This window comes from Nostoc sp. (genome assembly GCF_036917655.1).
Lineage (GTDB): Bacteria > Cyanobacteriota > Cyanobacteriia > Cyanobacteriales > Nostocaceae > Nostoc.
The window spans coordinates 13,421-29,531 of the sequence record NZ_JBALCY010000048.1 but is presented as its reverse complement, the minus strand read 5'-3'; the positions used below and the strand labels follow the sequence as shown (position 1 = coordinate 29,531).

Annotated in this window: 12 protein-coding genes; 4 read left to right on the top strand and 8 right to left on the bottom strand. The window is 43.2% G+C overall.

What is annotated here, in order from left to right; all coding sequences use genetic code 11:
- Positions 1 to 301 (bottom strand): hypothetical protein (locus tag V7K30_RS17735; protein WP_335001416.1); only part of this gene is annotated, 301 nt, incomplete at its 3' end.
- Positions 302 to 394: 93 nt separating this feature from the next.
- Here V7K30_RS17735 and recR point away from each other — a divergent pair.
- Positions 395 to 952, top strand: a complete 558-nt coding sequence (recR, locus tag V7K30_RS17730) for a recombination mediator RecR (RefSeq protein ID WP_335001414.1) — start codon at positions 395 to 397, stop codon at positions 950 to 952.
- Between the two features lie 159 nt (positions 953 to 1,111).
- Here recR and V7K30_RS17725 read toward each other — a convergent pair whose 3' ends face one another.
- Complete coding sequence (locus tag V7K30_RS17725) at positions 1,112 to 4,969, bottom strand: CHAT domain-containing protein (RefSeq protein ID WP_335001412.1); 3,858 nt, start codon at positions 4,967 to 4,969, stop codon at positions 1,112 to 1,114.
- A 198-nt stretch (positions 4,970 to 5,167) separates the two neighbouring features.
- Positions 5,168 to 5,854 (bottom strand): hypothetical protein, encoded by a 687-nt coding sequence (locus tag V7K30_RS17720; protein ID WP_442941074.1) that lies wholly within the window; start codon positions 5,852 to 5,854, stop codon positions 5,168 to 5,170.
- Positions 5,855 to 6,267: 413 nt separating this feature from the next.
- On the opposite strand from V7K30_RS17720, the gene V7K30_RS17715 reads away from it, so the two are divergent.
- Positions 6,268 to 8,364: a DNA polymerase III subunit gamma/tau gene (locus V7K30_RS17715; protein ID WP_335001408.1), complete on the top strand. Its 2,097-nt coding sequence runs from the start codon at positions 6,268 to 6,270 to the stop codon at positions 8,362 to 8,364.
- 287 nt (positions 8,365 to 8,651) lie between these two features.
- Here V7K30_RS17715 and V7K30_RS17710 read toward each other — a convergent pair whose 3' ends face one another.
- Positions 8,652 to 9,011: a hypothetical protein gene (locus tag V7K30_RS17710; RefSeq protein WP_335001406.1), complete on the bottom strand. Its 360-nt coding sequence runs from the start codon at positions 9,009 to 9,011 to the stop codon at positions 8,652 to 8,654.
- Positions 9,012 to 9,376: 365 nt separating this feature from the next.
- Positions 9,377 to 10,783: a glycosyltransferase gene (locus V7K30_RS17705; protein ID WP_335001404.1), complete on the bottom strand. Its 1,407-nt coding sequence runs from the start codon at positions 10,781 to 10,783 to the stop codon at positions 9,377 to 9,379.
- 651 nt (positions 10,784 to 11,434) lie between these two features.
- Here V7K30_RS17705 and ebsA point away from each other — a divergent pair.
- Entirely contained in the window at positions 11,435 to 11,809 is a 375-nt protein-coding gene (gene ebsA / locus V7K30_RS17700; RefSeq protein WP_335001403.1) for a type IV pilus biogenesis protein EbsA, read from the top strand.
- A 140-nt stretch (positions 11,810 to 11,949) separates the two neighbouring features.
- On the opposite strand, the gene V7K30_RS17695 is transcribed toward ebsA, so the two are convergent.
- From V7K30_RS17695 to V7K30_RS17685, 3 genes are all read right to left on the bottom strand, one after another.
- Positions 11,950 to 12,762 carry a PEP-CTERM sorting domain-containing protein gene (locus V7K30_RS17695; protein WP_335001401.1) on the bottom strand — a complete coding sequence of 271 codons (813 nt, stop codon included), beginning with the start codon at positions 12,760 to 12,762 and terminating at the stop codon, positions 11,950 to 11,952.
- A gap of 264 nt (positions 12,763 to 13,026) precedes the next feature.
- The gene (locus V7K30_RS17690) at positions 13,027 to 13,314 is read right to left on the bottom strand and encodes an RloB family protein (RefSeq protein ID WP_335001418.1); all 288 of its coding nucleotides are present in this window, start codon (positions 13,312 to 13,314) and stop codon (positions 13,027 to 13,029) included.
- 32 nt (positions 13,315 to 13,346) lie between these two features.
- Positions 13,347 to 13,751, bottom strand: a complete 405-nt coding sequence (locus V7K30_RS17685) for an AAA family ATPase (RefSeq protein ID WP_335001399.1) — start codon at positions 13,749 to 13,751, stop codon at positions 13,347 to 13,349.
- 228 nt (positions 13,752 to 13,979) lie between these two features.
- On the opposite strand from V7K30_RS17685, the gene V7K30_RS17680 reads away from it, so the two are divergent.
- Positions 13,980 to 15,923 carry a GTPase family protein gene (locus V7K30_RS17680; protein ID WP_335001397.1) on the top strand — a complete coding sequence of 648 codons (1,944 nt, stop codon included), beginning with the start codon at positions 13,980 to 13,982 and terminating at the stop codon, positions 15,921 to 15,923.
- The last annotated feature ends 188 nt before the right edge of the window (positions 15,924 to 16,111 follow it).

The window sequence follows — 16,111 nt, the reverse complement described above, 5'->3', positions numbered from 1 at the left end:
AGGTGATTTTGCTCCTGTAGCTCTTACTGCTCCTGCTATCAACGGTTAAATAGTAAAGTTTAGCTAAATCGAAAAGCGCTCTCCCGAAAGGGGGGCGCTTTTTGTTTAGATGTATCAGAATTGGAAGTTCAGCCCACCAAATTTCCCTTAGTTTTACTACTGCGCTTCCTCTGTCAAGGTATGGGCTTTTTGTAACAAAATAAAAAGCCAAATAGTCCGTATTTATATTTATGTTTTTAATCACTATACTTGAGGTGTACGTAGTCTGTTTTACCTTTGCTAAATCAAATGACCAATCCAAAATTCTATAAGAATGTCATCATAGTTAAGGTAAAAACATTCTGGAGATAAGACAACGGTTTACGCACGCCCTTTAGCACGGTTAATTGAGCAATTGCAACGCCTGCCGGGAGTTGGCCCCAAATCTGCCCAACGACTGGCTTTGCATATTTTGAAGCGCCCAGAAGCAGAAGTAGAAGCTTTGGCACAAGCCCTAATTGAGGCAAAAAAACAGATAGGCTTGTGTTCTGTTTGCTTTCACCTATCTGCCGAACCTGTTTGTGAAATCTGCCGCAATGCTAACCGTGACAACAGCACTATCTGTGTTGTAGCAGATCCCCGCGATGTGATTGCGCTGGAAAAAACCCGCGAGTACAAAGGTAAATATCACGTTTTGGGTGGGGTGATTTCGCCAATTGATGGAATTGGGCCAGAACAGTTGACTATACTGGCTTTGCAGCGGCGGGTGAGTCAGCAAAAACCTCAAGAAGTAATTCTGGCAATTAGTCCGAGTGTAGAAGGGGAGACAACAACATTGTATATTGGTCAGCTACTGAAACCATTTACCAAGGTGACGCGGATTGCCTTTGGTTTACCTGTAGGTGGTGATTTGGAGTACGCCGACGAAGTGACCCTGGCAAGGGCATTGGAAGGACGCAGGGAGTTAGATTAGGCTTAATTAAAGGTTATAAACTTAGATTTAAGCCTTTGCTATCAAACCAGAGGGCAGGTTTTTTTTGATGTGCATCAGTGGCAAAGTTGGTAATTGGTATAACAAACCCCCCCATTACGAATTATCAATCACGAATTATTTTGACTAAGTTTCAAAAGATTAATTTGGCTTACCTGTAATCGTGAATGCTGCCCAGTAGTAAGGATGATTATAAAGATTTTTATCTGATGCCATTTTACTATTTCTATATAGTTGTGTCGCTAAATAAGTTTGAATTCGTAATTCTTCAGGATGGAGATTATTCAAGATATCTTCATACCATTTTGTCAGTTCTCCAGCAGTTAGTTCTTTCAGCCATTGTGTTGCTTCAGCTAAGGCAGTAACTGCTGATTTATTGGGCTGTAATCGTCGGTAAAACTCTATCATTACCAAGGCACTAGCTGAAGATTCTACACTCCAGAGAGTACTCACTACATGAGGAACGCCCTGACTCACAAAACCACTCACTAAACTCACATATTCACTGCTGATAGTGTGGTTGCTAGTACTTAAATTTTCACAGGCAGAGAGAGTAATAAGGTTATAACTTGCTAGATTTTGCTGGCAGATTTCATCTAGAGTAAGTTTGTCTTCACCTGCTAATGCTAATTCTGACTTTTTAGGTTCAGCCAAATTATTAGTGACACGACCCGTAAAATGAAAGATGTTGTAATTATCAAATAAGGCATTTTCGACAATATTTTTCGTAGCTTCTGATCCCTGAATTCGTTGGATATTGTTGAACATCTGGCTAACAACTTCAGACTCCAGTTTGGCAAATTTAAGTGTGGGATAACCTGTACTCTCAGGATGTTCAACACTGAGCAATAACTGATTTTGCCACTGCCCAATATCTTCAGTTTTTATTGATAAACCGATTTGGGCACTAGGGAGATAGGTGACGGTGAAATTTGACTCCACATTCGGCAACTCTTCCGGCGATGAGGAAGAGAGATGGAAAAGTGTATGAATGGGCAATTTGTACAAATCACGGTGAGGAATTAAAACCAGTTGGGTGATGCCTTCGAGTTCCTGTGCAATTGTGGAAATATTCAGGATTTCATACAGTTGTAACAGCTTTTGTTCCATCTCAACTCGCCAAGAGTGCTGGCTTTTACTTTCTTTGTCTTGGGCCGTGCTGCGATATTCTTGGTATTGTTGATGCCAATCTTCTAGCCAAGTTTCAAATTCAATTAGGCGTTGCACTGCTTCAGGTAGGGGCAATTCATTTAGACGGATAGCGTCTTCTCCTAAAGGTATTCCCCCAGGATCTTGCATGGGTGTAAAGAGGAGGATCGGTGATGGCGCTTGGTCTTTGAGAATGAAAGTATGTAGGGCAACTGGACTAATATGCCAGTAAATAATTGCTGTTGTGGGATTGAATAGTCGTTGAATTGCGCCATAATGAGGCGAGTAAATATCATTATTCCAGCCAGAAAGCAGCCAGTTTAAACAAGCATTTTTGCCTTGTTCGGCAATTTCCCACGCTTCTACTAAATCACCTGACTCTACAGCTAAATCAACTGCCAATTGAGCAAAGCCTGCAAATTTTAGAGCTAGCTGTTTTTTACTTTCGTCTGAGCGAGTTTCTTCACTCAGTAATTGTCGCAATAAATCTGTGCCGCGTTGTTGTAATTCTTGAACTTGTGTTGTTTGTCCCAAACCCATCAGCACTTTGCCTAAAGATTGCAAAACCTCTAGGTGCAACTGGGGAAAATATTCTAGTGTAAGGGTTAACAACGCCTGATGGTACTCAGATGCGGCTTTGCGCCAATAATCGCGGGTATTGGTATGTTTTTTGCCTTGCTCGTAGTAAGTATTAGCGATCGCAACATGCAATCTACCCCAACCTTCTGGGTGGGTATCTGTCCGCAGATGTTTTAACCCTTCTTCGTAGCTGGCTAATTTTCCTTCGTAGCCACCTTGTTGTAAGGCGGGATTTGTCGCTGTTATACTACTCGACAAATTCAGCAATGCGTCAGAATTCACTAAATTTCCGATCGCAGTTCCTCGACCAATCCAAGCTTCCCAATAATCTTGTTTAATTTGCAAAGCGTTGTCATAACAGGCGATCGCTTCGGCAAATTGTTCTAAATAAAACAGTGCTACGGCTTGATTATACCAAGCTAAGTGGAAGTCGGGTTTAATGGCGATCGCTTGCCGATAGGAGGCGATCGCTTCAATGCGACGTCCTAAGTTGTCTAAAGCTATACCACGGTTGTACCAAGCTAAGTAGAAGTCGGCTTGAACTGAAAGTGCTTTGTCCCAGGAGGCGATCGCTTCTGACCACTTTCCTAAATTAAATAGCACTACACCCCGGTCTATCCAGACTTCGTGGTACTCTGGGTTAATTTCTAGCGCTCTGTCGTAAGATATAATCGCCTCTGCAAATTGTTCGCCGACAGCTAGGGCTATACCTCTGTGATACCAGTTTTCCTGGTCTTCTGGTTCCAAATGCAGCGCTTGGTCATAACTAACAATAGCTTCCGGTAGCCACCCTAACTTCAGCAGCGCCAAACCCTTGCTAGACCAAGCTTCTTGGTAGTCTGGTTTAATTTCTATGGCTTTGTCAAAAGAAGCGATCGCTTCTTGAAAGTATCCTAATTCTCCGAGAGTTCCACCCCGATTGTACCAAGCTTTGTAGAAGTCGGGTTTCAGTTCTGTGGCTGTCTCGTAAGATGCGATCGCTTCATCAAAACGTTCTAAATGGAACAGCGTCAAGCCTCGATTAAACCAATATTCGGAAAATTCTGGTTGAAGTTCAATGGCTTGGTCATAAGATGCGATCGCGCCTAACAAATCACCTGTTTTCGCTTGGCTTAGACCTTGGTAAAACCACGCTTGAGCCTGGGTAATCGGATTATCGCTATGTCGCTCAATAATACCAGGGGAATTACTGCTTTGAACTGCCAAATTAGAAGCAAGTTGCTGGACTAAATTGGTACTTTGATCCAACCTCACCCACAACTCATCTAGGGTATAAGCCACATTTGGCTCTAAATTCGTCAAAGTGTTATCCCAGGTTTCCTCTGAGTCAGATGTTGTTAATTCAGTTCTTTGTCTAGTGGAAAGGAGATTTGTTGGTGTTTTAGTTGAAGTAATTTTCTCTTCATCGCCGAACTTCAGTTCGGCTAATGAGGTGATTGAATCTTCTGCTGCGGGAAGAGGGAGATTTTCTCTTATTGTGGTTTGGGCATCTTCTAGTTCATACTCCAATACCAGTTCCTCTAGATTCTCGGTCAATCTTTCCTCAGAAGAGGCATTTTCGGGCGCTGGCGTTATTGGTTCAACATCTGGTACATCATATTCCCATAACTGCTCACCTAAGCTGCGGATTAGCTCTTGCCCAGGCGAAGTTGGGAGAATTTCTTCATCAGTTGTGGTTTCTACGACATTAGGCTCATCATACTCCCATAACTGCTCGCCCAAATTGCGGATCAGTTCTTGCCCAGGAGTGGTTTCTATTACATTTGGCTGATCGTACTCCCACAACTGTTCGCCTAAATTGCGGATCAGTTCTTGCCCAGGAGTAGTTTCTATTACATCTTGCGCCTGATTCTCCTCATCCTCTATCTGTGTGGGTAAGTTTTGCATCAGCCGAATGCCAATGTCATAGGCAACGTCTCCAATTCTGCCGACACCAAGTTCCCCCAATTGCACCATCTGTGATGCTAAAAGAGGATTCGGTGTAGGTGAAGCTAGCAAACTTTCGCCAAACATCACCAACCAATCTATCCAGCGTTCAGCCGGAATGCGATTTTCGACCCGTTGCAGATACCTCAATGCCCACTGTCGTCCTCGTGCTTGATGCACGCCTTCTAACAATTGGATAAACAATTGTTCCAGATCCGCATTGGTTAGTTCTGGTAGTACCTCTACCAGATTACGTCCTCTCGCACCCTTGAGAGAACTAGTCTGCTTACTTTCAATCAGGCGCTTTAAGAACCTTTTAAGCGACTGCGATATCCGCCTGAGCATCTGCCACACTCTTGGATTTTGTTTTTCTAGATTGTAGCCATCGTTGTGTTAAAAAAATCATCAATTACGTAAAAATCCATTAGATCCGGACAGCGCTTCCGTCGCAAGTTAGCAAAAAATATACCAAACTTCAAGAGCATAGCATTACAACGTTACAATTCCCAGATTCAACTCTTGAATTTTGACTCTGCCAAGCAGTTAATTTTCTGTTTGCTCTGTAGTCGATTGACCGGCAGGATATAATTGACTAATCAATGCCTGGACAAGCACTTGTGGGTCATCTGTCTCAACGGCAAGCTGTTGAGCAATCTGCTGGCGTAAGTTTTCATCCTCCTGCAACATCACAAATAACTCTTCTAGGGTAACAGTTTGGTATTCTCCCTCCGGGAGGTTCTCTGGCGGGTCTGCTGACTCTGATATTGGGGCGGTTGGCTCAGAGGGCAAAGTTGTGCTGATAGCATCTGGCCCTTCATATTCCCATATTGGTTCGCCTTGATTGCGTGTCAACAACTGCATCCCGATACTATAGGCAACATCTCCGATTTCTCCGATGCCCAACTCACCCAGTTGCACTAACCGCGCAGCTATTTCATTATTGGGTGTAGGTGATGCGAGCAATCTGTCGCCAAAGCGCCCTAACCACTCAACCCAGTCTTCAGTTGTAATCCGATGTTCAATATTATGCAGCCACTTTTGTGCCCATGCTTCCCCTCGTGCTTGATGTACTCCTTGCAACAGTTCGGTGAACAGAAATTCCAGATCCGTATCGCTTAGGGGTGGTGCTGGTTCTTTTTGCACATTCCCCCTTGCTTTTGAGGCAGTCTGTTTTCCACCAAATAAGCTCTGAAAAAGCTTTTTGAGCCATTGAAATAGCCGCTTGAGCATCTGCTGCACCATCGAGTTTTGCTTATCCTAAAATTGTAGCGATCGCACTGGGCTATGGCGTTAGTTCGGTCAATAAAACGTATTTTTCCTCTAGGGGATTGGGGATTAGGGATTGGGGATTGGGGATTGGGGAAGAATTCTTATAACTCCTAATTCCCAACTCCCAACTCCCTTTTATAGAACAAACGTACTAAATGCTATGCTATAATTCCGATACATTGATGTTGAAATCATAGTTAGAGGATAAGCTCTGGTTGCAAGTTTCCTGAGTGCCAAAATTTACGGCATTAGTTGAGTATTGCGCTATGGCAACATCGACAAACAAAGCAGGTACGAGAGTTTAAAATAATTGAATCCTAAACTCGACTCGGTGCTAGTAATTAACTTTGAAAGGCATTGAAGTCTATATTTTGATGTCTTACGAACCCCTGCACCACAAATATCGCCCCAAGAGTTTTGCTGAACTGGTGGGCCAAGAGGCGATCGCTACCACCCTCACGAACGCGATCGGCACATCCAAAATCGCCCCCGCTTATTTATTCACTGGGCCCAGAGGTACGGGGAAAACTTCTAGCGCCCGGATTCTGGCTAAATCTCTCAATTGTCTCAAAAGTGACAAGCCCACCGCTCAACCCTGCGGCGTGTGTGAGGTTTGTCAGGGGATCACCAAGGGTTACGCCCTAGATGTAATTGAAATTGACGCCGCTAGCAACACTGGTGTCGATAATATCCGCGAGTTGATTGAAAAAGCGCAGTTTGCTCCTGTGCAGTGTCGCTACAAGGTTTATGTAATCGATGAATGCCACATGCTCAGTACCCAGGCATTCAATGCGCTACTGAAGACACTAGAAGAACCACCGAGACACGTAGTTTTTGTATTGGCGACAACAGACCCGCAACGGGTGTTACCAACAATTATTTCACGCTGTCAAAGGTTTGATTTTAGACGCATTCAGTTAGAAGCGATGGTTAAGCATTTAAGTGCGATCGCCTCTATAGAAAATATTCATATTTCACCCGACGCTGTAACCCTAGTAGCCCAACTTGCTCAGGGAGGATTGCGAGATGCCGAAAGTCTACTTGATCAATTGGGTTTGTTAGCGGGTGAAGTGACACCGGATAGAGTTTGGGATTTGGTTGGGACAGTGAGCGAACAGGACTTGCTGGGGCTTTTAAATGCGATCGCTCAAGATAAACCGGAAGCAGTTCTTGACAGTACCCACAAAATTCTAGATCGTGGTCGAGAACCCCTAACTCTCCTGCAAAATCTCGCCGCCTTCTACCGCGATTTACTGATTGCCAAAACTGCACCCAACCGCCACGATTTGGTTGCTTGTACTCAGCAAACCTGGACAGCGCTGGTTGAGTTTGCTCAATACTTCGATATGAGCGTGATTTTGGCAGGACAGCAACACCTGCGAACATCAGAAGTGCAAATTAAAAATACCACCCAGCCGCGTTTGTGGTTGGAAGTAACATTATTAGGATTATTACCCAGTGCGACAAATATTCAGCCACAAGCCCCAAGTGTCGCGGCGCGAGTTAACATACCTGCTGTATCTCCAAGCTATCATCCTCCAGCAGTTGCCCAAAATCATGCAGTCTCTTCTGTACCTCTAGCTGAACCACAAACAAATCATAATTCTGCATCTCCCAATCATCTAGCGGCTGCCCAAAATCAGCCCCTCACTTCATCTCCCCCAGCTGAACGGCAAACAAATCACAATTCTGCTGCTAACTCAGTTTCACCACCAACCCCAGAACCTGTATCTGTTGCTGTGCCGCCTGCGAATGTTGAACCAGTAACTTCAGAAGTTGTTGGGGAAGCAGAATATGACTTAACTCAGGTTTGGCAACAGGTGCTTGCTAACCTCCAGCCAAAATCAAGGCAAGAAATGCTGCGTCAAATGAGCCAACTTATAGAGTTCGACGGTGTTGTGGCTCGAATTGCTATCAAACAGGCATGGTATGACAAGGGAAAATCTTATCTACCTATGATTACGGCAGCTTTTCAGCAGACTTTCCAGCGTGAAATCCAGATCAATATAGAAAAAGGAACTTCTTCAAACTCTACCTCAGCCAAAAAAAATCCTCCCCCAAAAGACTCTACTCGCGTTCAGCAACCATCTACTCCCAGTTACAACCACCAAATTTCGCCTCCAGCGCCAGTACCACAGCCAGCAACTCCACCACCAGCACCGACACCAGCACCAGCACCACTAAAAACTGAGCCAGCAGCAAGGAATGGAAATGGGGTAAGTGGAAATGGGGCAAATGGAAATGGGGCAAATAGAAATGGGGTAAATGGAAATGGGACTCAAACTTTGCCTCCATCGCCACAGCGAACACCCGCACCTGATTGGGAAGTTGATGAAGTAGCGATCGCAGCTCAACGTCTAGCAGAATTTTTCAACGGACAAATTATCCGTTTTGCAGAGGATTCCACAGAATTCTCCGATTCGGTAACTACACCTGAATGGGCGGAAGAATCAGAAGTTGATGATGAATAATGCTCTTATATTTAATTAAAAACTGGGAAATGAATAAAACTTATTTGATGCGGAAAAATAATCAAAGCTGATGTTAATAATTATATCTTACTCGTGATTTTAGTTTCAATAAAATACTACAAAGCTATATCCAACTTAGATTTTTAGTTTTACTACTAATTAAGTTTATTTTGTTTAACTCGTTAGTTGTTTGTTTATAGCATAAAATATGCGATATAACCGATTTTTGTTGAGTAATTTATTCTTTGAAAGTTCTATATAGTTGCTTCTAAAGTGAGGGATAATCGCTATGCTTCCGGTCGAGATTGACTGGTTTCCCCCAACCAACGTAAGCAAATTTGTCCATTATTGTTGTCGTCTTCTTCTCTATAATAATAAACCATACAATAAATATACGTGCCTTCTTGAGGCCACTCAGCATGATCTAGGGGTAGTGGTTTACATTCCTCTTTGTAGTAAAAAATAGGCCCAATATGAATTAAACCTATATACCTATAGGAATCCTTTGGAAAATCATCGACTTCTATAAATATGCCAAAAGGTCTAATTTTTCCTACTTTTGCCCAAAACTTACGAGCAATGGGAAATTGCTGCTTAAGCAGTAACCAGTGTTGTTTCCTAAGTAGCCGCCATTGTTCCTCATTCATTTTCATCAGGAGCCTCAGGCACGAAAGTCAGCATTTAAAAGAGAAATTACACTTGTAATATTTTTGGCTTTGCACTAACTATAATTTACGATTTAGCACTCTTAAACCTATTTATTTACTCAGTATAAGAATAAGAAGAATTCAACTCAAGCAAGTAAAACCGTTGAAGCCATCACTAAAAGTCTACCTAAAGTTGTAGAGAATAGTTTTACACAGGGTAGAATGCAACACTGCTCTCCTAGTCTAGCTTTTTCGGGAGAAAAAACGAACTGTGAATAATTATGGTCTACAGTGAAAAAGGCAGGAGGCAGAGGGCATTATTCCTCCTGTCTCCTGCCTCTGTTATTTTTAATTTCCCAAAGGGGCTATTCCCCATTCCCAGTATGCAAAGTTTTCACCCATTTCAGGCGCTTTTCTCTTACCGACATGCGGGCAGTAGTACTGCTCATGACGACTAACCAGTGCAACATATATAAACTGCCACGCATGGTTTGCACCAGTATCAGAAAATATGTAGAAAGTGGGAATTTCTGATCTTGACGTATCCGTTTTAGACCTGTAAACATCCCTACCATCGACATAGTAACGGACAAGCCTGTGATCGGACTTAACATTGGTGGACGATGACGAGCGATCGCCATTAATAAATCTGGTACTGCTGCTGTCGGCAAGATATACATAATCAGCAGAAAAATCAGCAAATCCCAGCTTTTGCGCCATCCCATGCGGTTTTTGAGAATTAAATCCCAATAGTCCAAATAGCGTTGATAACCACCTTCTGCCCAACGGTTGCGCTGATGCCAAAGTGGAACTGCACTTGTCACTCCTTCTTCTTGCACCGCTGGATGGAAAACACACTCAATATCCCATTTATCCAAATGTAAACGGATTGTCAAATCCAAATCATCGGTAATGGTTTCCTCATTCCAGCCACCGCAGCTTTCCAAGGCTGAACGCCGGACAAATTGACCATTGCCCCGCAGTTCACCAATACCACCAAGGGCAGTCCGCTGTTGCTGAAACCAGGTATCAAGTGCCATTTCTGCCATTTGACCCTTAGTCCAAAAGTTTTCTTTGGCGTTGGCGATCGCTTTTCGCACCTGCACCGCCCCCACCTTTTCTCTTTGAAATAAAGGTATTACCTGTTGCAGCAAGTCTGGTGTCACTTGGGCATCAGCATCAAATACTGCTATAATGTCACCCTTTGTTAGTGGCAATACTTGATTCAACGCCCCCGATTTGCCGCCACTAGCTTCTGCTGAACGCCTTAGTACTTTCAGTTGCTTGTGTTTATGTTCTAGTTCTGCTAATAAATTTGGCGTGCCATCACTGCTGTGATCGTCAATTATCCATACTTCGTACTGCCCACCTGGATATTCCAGATTACAAAGATTTTTGACTAATTTAGCAATTACCGCTTCCTCATTTTTCGCAGCCACTAGCACAGATACAGAGGGCAAGTCTCCCTGTATTTCTTTTGGATAGCGACGGGATTTAGTAAACACTACCACCAAAGCATGAAATCCTAGAATGGTGGTCAGTCCTAGAATAAATATGGAAGCCCAAGAAACTAAATGTAGAGCGATCGTGCCACTCCAGACGATAGTCAAGACTAGAGCTGCTTTGCGTCTACGACCTTGAAACCGGGGTGTTAGAGACACAGGATCTGTCTCTGACACTGGCTCCTCATCTACTGATAGGTCAGACAATAAGGAGTTGAGCGGATCAAGCTCTTGATAAGAATCTTCTTCGGGCCAGGAATTCGCTGGCATAGGTTAGGTTGCTTGATTCAAAAACCAGTATTTGTCTACAGTTAGTAATTTTACGGACAAATATCCCTAAGCTACTTTTCCCGATATTAATCGGAATGGGCAAACTGCAATACCCGCTATCCCTAAGCCAAAAGCCGCTGGGACTACCTTTGTTGTCACCGCCACTCTGCGTAATTACCTCACATTAACCACGTTTGCTACTCTTAGACAGAGGCTTGATTCCTTTGATAGCCACTTGGGCAGGAAGCTTATAGAGTCGGACTTTCTCGAATGAGAACTCCGGTTTGGGCAAAGTAATAGCAAGGTAGCAGCAGCTTGTTATTGGGAGAAACAGCAATAACGGCATCCACCACTTTACAGTCGGGATTTTTAGTGTTATCGTTCCCAGCTTCGATAACAGTTAATGCAGGATCATTGTAACCGAAATTTTAATATTTCTTAGCAGTAACTTTATTTATAGGGCATTGGGCAATTCAATTTTGGATTTTGGATTTTAAATTTTGGATTAAATTTCAATCTAAAATCTAAAATCTAAAATTCTTCCTCTCCCTGCTTCCTTCCCCTACCGTGTGCTTTAGACACATTTTTTGGGAATACTACTCAAAGCCACTAATATCCCCAGTTGCCAACTAACTTGAGGAATATTTAACAATGTCTATTGACCAACTCCAGCCTGCCACTCAACAACAAGCCAGTGTTTACTTACCTTATGTTCAGGGCGCTAAACGGAATTTTTTACCCTATGCCATCAGTCTCTATCAAAAAGGGGTCTTGGAGGGACATCGGAAGATAGAAGCCAGTGAACATGTCCCCTTTGTCGCCTCCTGGAATGTTGCTACTTTACCCTCAGACTTAACCCGTTGCCGAATCCAGTTTGATGGCAATGCTGATCTGAGTTACGAATTGATGATGGCTAGTTTTGAGTTTATTAATTTTTTAATTGAACTTATGGATAACTATAAACGTCATCGTGCGACCGATTTTTCACAACCGTTTTACCGCAAACTACTGCGTATAGACGATTAATTAAATTCAGCCGGACTTTTGGAAGTTCGGCTTGTCTTTAGAAACCTAACCACCATTCCCGCACTTCGCGCAACGGCATCGAAGTGCGGGAATGGTATTTCAAAGCCTCTCAAGAGCGAAAGAGGGGTTTTTAGTCTACTTTAAGACTTTCCAAACACCCTCTTAGAGCAGATGTCTTTTTTTCTTTTCAAAAGCATACCAAAACCAGCTACCAGAAAGGTTCCTAAAACGCTAGCGGGTTCTGGAATAGAAGTTTCATCTATAGGTACTTTGATTCTTAAATTCGCCAAGGTAGCGTTAGTCAAAGTCAAGGATGTTACACTTGGCAAACCTGGGATATCAGATTGGAAATCAAAGACTGTGGGAGTTAAATTACCATTGCGCTCGCTATATCGTTCCCCATATCCACTCACTTCAAAAGTGCCTTGATACTGCTTCCCGGTGTCTGGGTCGGTGACAGTACCAGTGTAGAAGGCTTTTGTGAGATTAAATTCATCCTGAACTACTCCTTGAAATGTGGTTCCTGGCAATTGTCCCTGATATTTATAGGGTGTCAACTGACCACCAGAGAGAACCGGTGATGTGAGAACACCATCGAACGAGACAATAGGAATGCCTTTAAAGTCAACAAAATTATGCAGACTTCCATCAGAGCGTGTTTCTACTTGTAAATAGTCTGACTGGTATACAGAAACATAATTAGGATTATTATTAGTACCTAAGTTTCGGTAATAAGTTCCAGTGTCATCCGTATCAATACGAGTAATACTGTTATTGAAATTGGGATTATTCCTGGGAAGTTCGATAGTTCCTGATAATGTGCCAGTGCTTTCAATTGTGATGAATTGAGCAGCGGAAGCACTTGCTCCACTTAAAGCGAGCGTCATTGCTGCTAAACAACTGCTACTAACAACTGCACAACCTAGCTTAATCCCTGATGAACTCACTTTCATTAACAAATTGCTCCTTTATTTGCCGATGATAAACACACCTAATCTGCTGAGATTCATTGCAAATATTTCTCAAGCATGATTTATTATTCCCAAGCTTCTGATGGAAGTTTCATCGACAACAAAAAATCTTGTCAATCCCTATCTTTATTCTTGCTTGCGTAGACGCAAAGCGGTTTGTCGTCAGACATCGCTTACGAGCATTTTAAGTTTTTATGACAAGCAATAATTAGATAAAGCTGACTAAAATAATTTTAAGTAATTTCTCTAACTATTCTTTAAACTTAATAAACTACTAATCAGTTTAGCCAAGCCACTACAGCAGGGATTTGAATGCTCAGATAATTCATTACGTTCTATTTGCTTTGCCATCTTCTCAGCACGTTGAATCGCTTGTTCAGTTAACGATTTCAATGGTGTTGGATACAAGCACATTGATTTGTCGTAGTCTGGTATATGCTTTTCAAGCAAATTAACTAACCTATCACGAGTGATTTGTGCAAAATGGTCTTGAAAGTGAATTAGATACCAGAGTTCAAAACAAGGGTTTGTAATTGCCAGATTAATCTTTTGGCTTTTAGCTCGATTTATTGCACTTTGCCATTATTAAATATAGTTTTTAACTCAAATTTTGTAGCGTTGTGAATAGAGATACTATCTAATTTAAAAGGGTCTAGTTTTGCATATTTAAATAATTTCTGCAATGCCAGTGCTTCCTGTGTGCTATGAGACATCATAAGCAATAAATAATCGAGAGCTTGGATAACATTACTCTTGCCTGATGCGTTAGCTCCAAAAATTGCCAGAACAGGTAAAAGCTTAATGTCCCACCCTTCAACATGATATCCAGGTGCAATTTCATGATCTGACTTCACCCGTTTGCGTTTGCTGCTTTGGCTTGTCTGACGATCGCTTTGTTTTTGAGCAACCGCACTTAGGGTTACAGGTTCTTTAATTGAGCGGTAGTTTTCGACTGTAAAATCTACAAGCATAATTCAACGCGCACAAGGCAGTTTTTTGTGATTTATTCACGTAAATCTTATCTTAAAGGTAAGCAAATCTCCACTTTTACCACAACACATCATATTAACTCGCAGTGAGTGTAAGCTATTACCAGCAAATTATTACACTTTAATACACGCAGTAATCCAGAACTCACCACAAGATAATTAGATCGACAATAGAAATATAAGAAGTCTAACCAAGGCAGGTATGGAGCAATGGTGCGATTAAAACCGTGGCAGTGGGTCGTCTTAGCAATCCCGATCGCTTTCATCATCATTTTCTTACTGGTAGCCGCCGGTTCGCAAATTCATGTGTGGGGCATTAATTGGATTTGGGGTGTATTCACCCTTCTATTCGTTGGTTGGCGTTGGCTGTTGGTAAAATGGACTCAACCAGCTGTTAACCAAGTGGAAGCTGTATTAGCCCAAGTCCGCGAAGAACTGGAATCGACAGCAGAGGATACAGTCGGGACACCAGTGGGAAGTGATGTCACAAAGCTTGCAGAAACTGCATTCCAAGAGATACTACAAGCAGCACAGAGCGATCGCCCGATTTGGGAAGACTGGCCAACTTTTTGGACGCGATGCCAGGATTTGGTTGTAGCGATCGCTCATATCTACAATCCTCAAATTCAATATCCGCTGCTGAACATTTACGTCCCCCAAGCTTACGGGCTGATTCGGGGAACGGTGGATGATGTGGATCAGTGGATACAAAAGTTATCCCCAGTCCTCAATCAGGTGACGGTTGGGCAAGCATACCAAGGATACGAGGTCTACCGAAAGTTAGAACCATCGGCTCGAAAATTCTGGAAAGCTTGGAACTGGGCACAGTGGGTCTTAAATCCGGTGGCGGCGGTGGCAAAACAAGCCAGTCAGGGTTCTAGTAATCAGGCAACTCAGCAATTATTGGGGAATTTGAGCCAGTTATTCCGGGAAGCTGTCCTCAGGAACTTATGTCGGCAGGCGATCGCTCTTTACGGACGTAGCACATTACCAGTTTCAGCAACCGCTATTTCCACACCAACTTTACCCAAGGCAAAAACCCAAGCACTCCGAGAAATCCTGACTCAATCTCAACCAGCCGAGGCAGTTGAGCAAAAACCTGTGAATATTCTGCTGGTGGGGCGCACGGGGTCGGGAAAAAGTAGCCTGATTAACACGCTATTTCAGGCGGATCTCGCAGCCGTTGATGTTTTACCCAGTACCGATCGCATTCAGAATTATCAATGGCAGACTCAAACTGGAGAAACCCTATCGCTTTTGGATACACCTGGCTATGAACAAGTCAACCGTGCCGATCTCCGAAATTTGGTGCTTGATTATGCCATCAATGCAGATTTACTGCTGTTAGCTACCCCTGCCCTCGATCCAGCCCTGCAAATGGATGTGGACTTTTTGCAAGACATCAAAGCAGAAGTTGCAGATTTACCTGCGATCGCGATCGTCACCCAGGTAGATCGTCTGCGTCCCATCCGCGAATGGCAACCGCCTTATAATTGGGAATGGGGTGAGTCTCCTTCGGAGAGGCTACGCCAACGCCCCAAAGAAATTGCCATTAGAGAAGCCACTGAGTATCGCGCCAAATTGCTGGGAAACTTCTGTAATCTAGTTATACCCGTGGTTACAGGTGACAGCAAAACAGGTCGAGTTGCCTGGGGAGTGGAGGCGCTATCGTTGGGGTTAGTAGATGCGATCGCACCTACCAAGCAACTCCGTCTCGCCCGTTTTTTGCGTAACCTCGAAGCCCGCACCATCGCCGCAGCCAAAATCATCGACCACTATACCTTCCAGATGACGACAACACAGGGACTAACGGCATTGCTCAAAAGTCCCGTCCTCCAGTTTGTTTCTACCCTCTCAACCGGATCTCCAGCCCTAGCATATATGCTGGCGGAGCAAATTCCCGTGGAACAGTTGCCGATTGTGATTGGCAAACTCCAAATGGGATATGAGCTTTTCTCGCTGTTGAATACAGGTAATCTTAACCGACTCAACTTTGAATTGCGATCGCTCTGGCCGCTACTCCTAGAAAACTCCGCTTCACCCGACCGCAACGCCTGGGCATTTGGTCACGCCCTAGTGGAGTACTGGACTCAGAATCTAACGGTTGAACAACTCCGGGAGCGATTTGAATATTATCTGTCGATTGCCAAATAATTTGTCTGCATTGAGGAATTAATGTCCATAAGCAATGTCTACAATGGGCTATGCCTATGCATCTTCCATTCTCACAAGTTGAATTAGTACCAACCGTATATTTACTAGTATTTACTTACTTTGAAATAGTAAATATTTATACTGGAAAAATCAAAAACAAAAAATGCGGTAACGGGTCGTACTCTTAA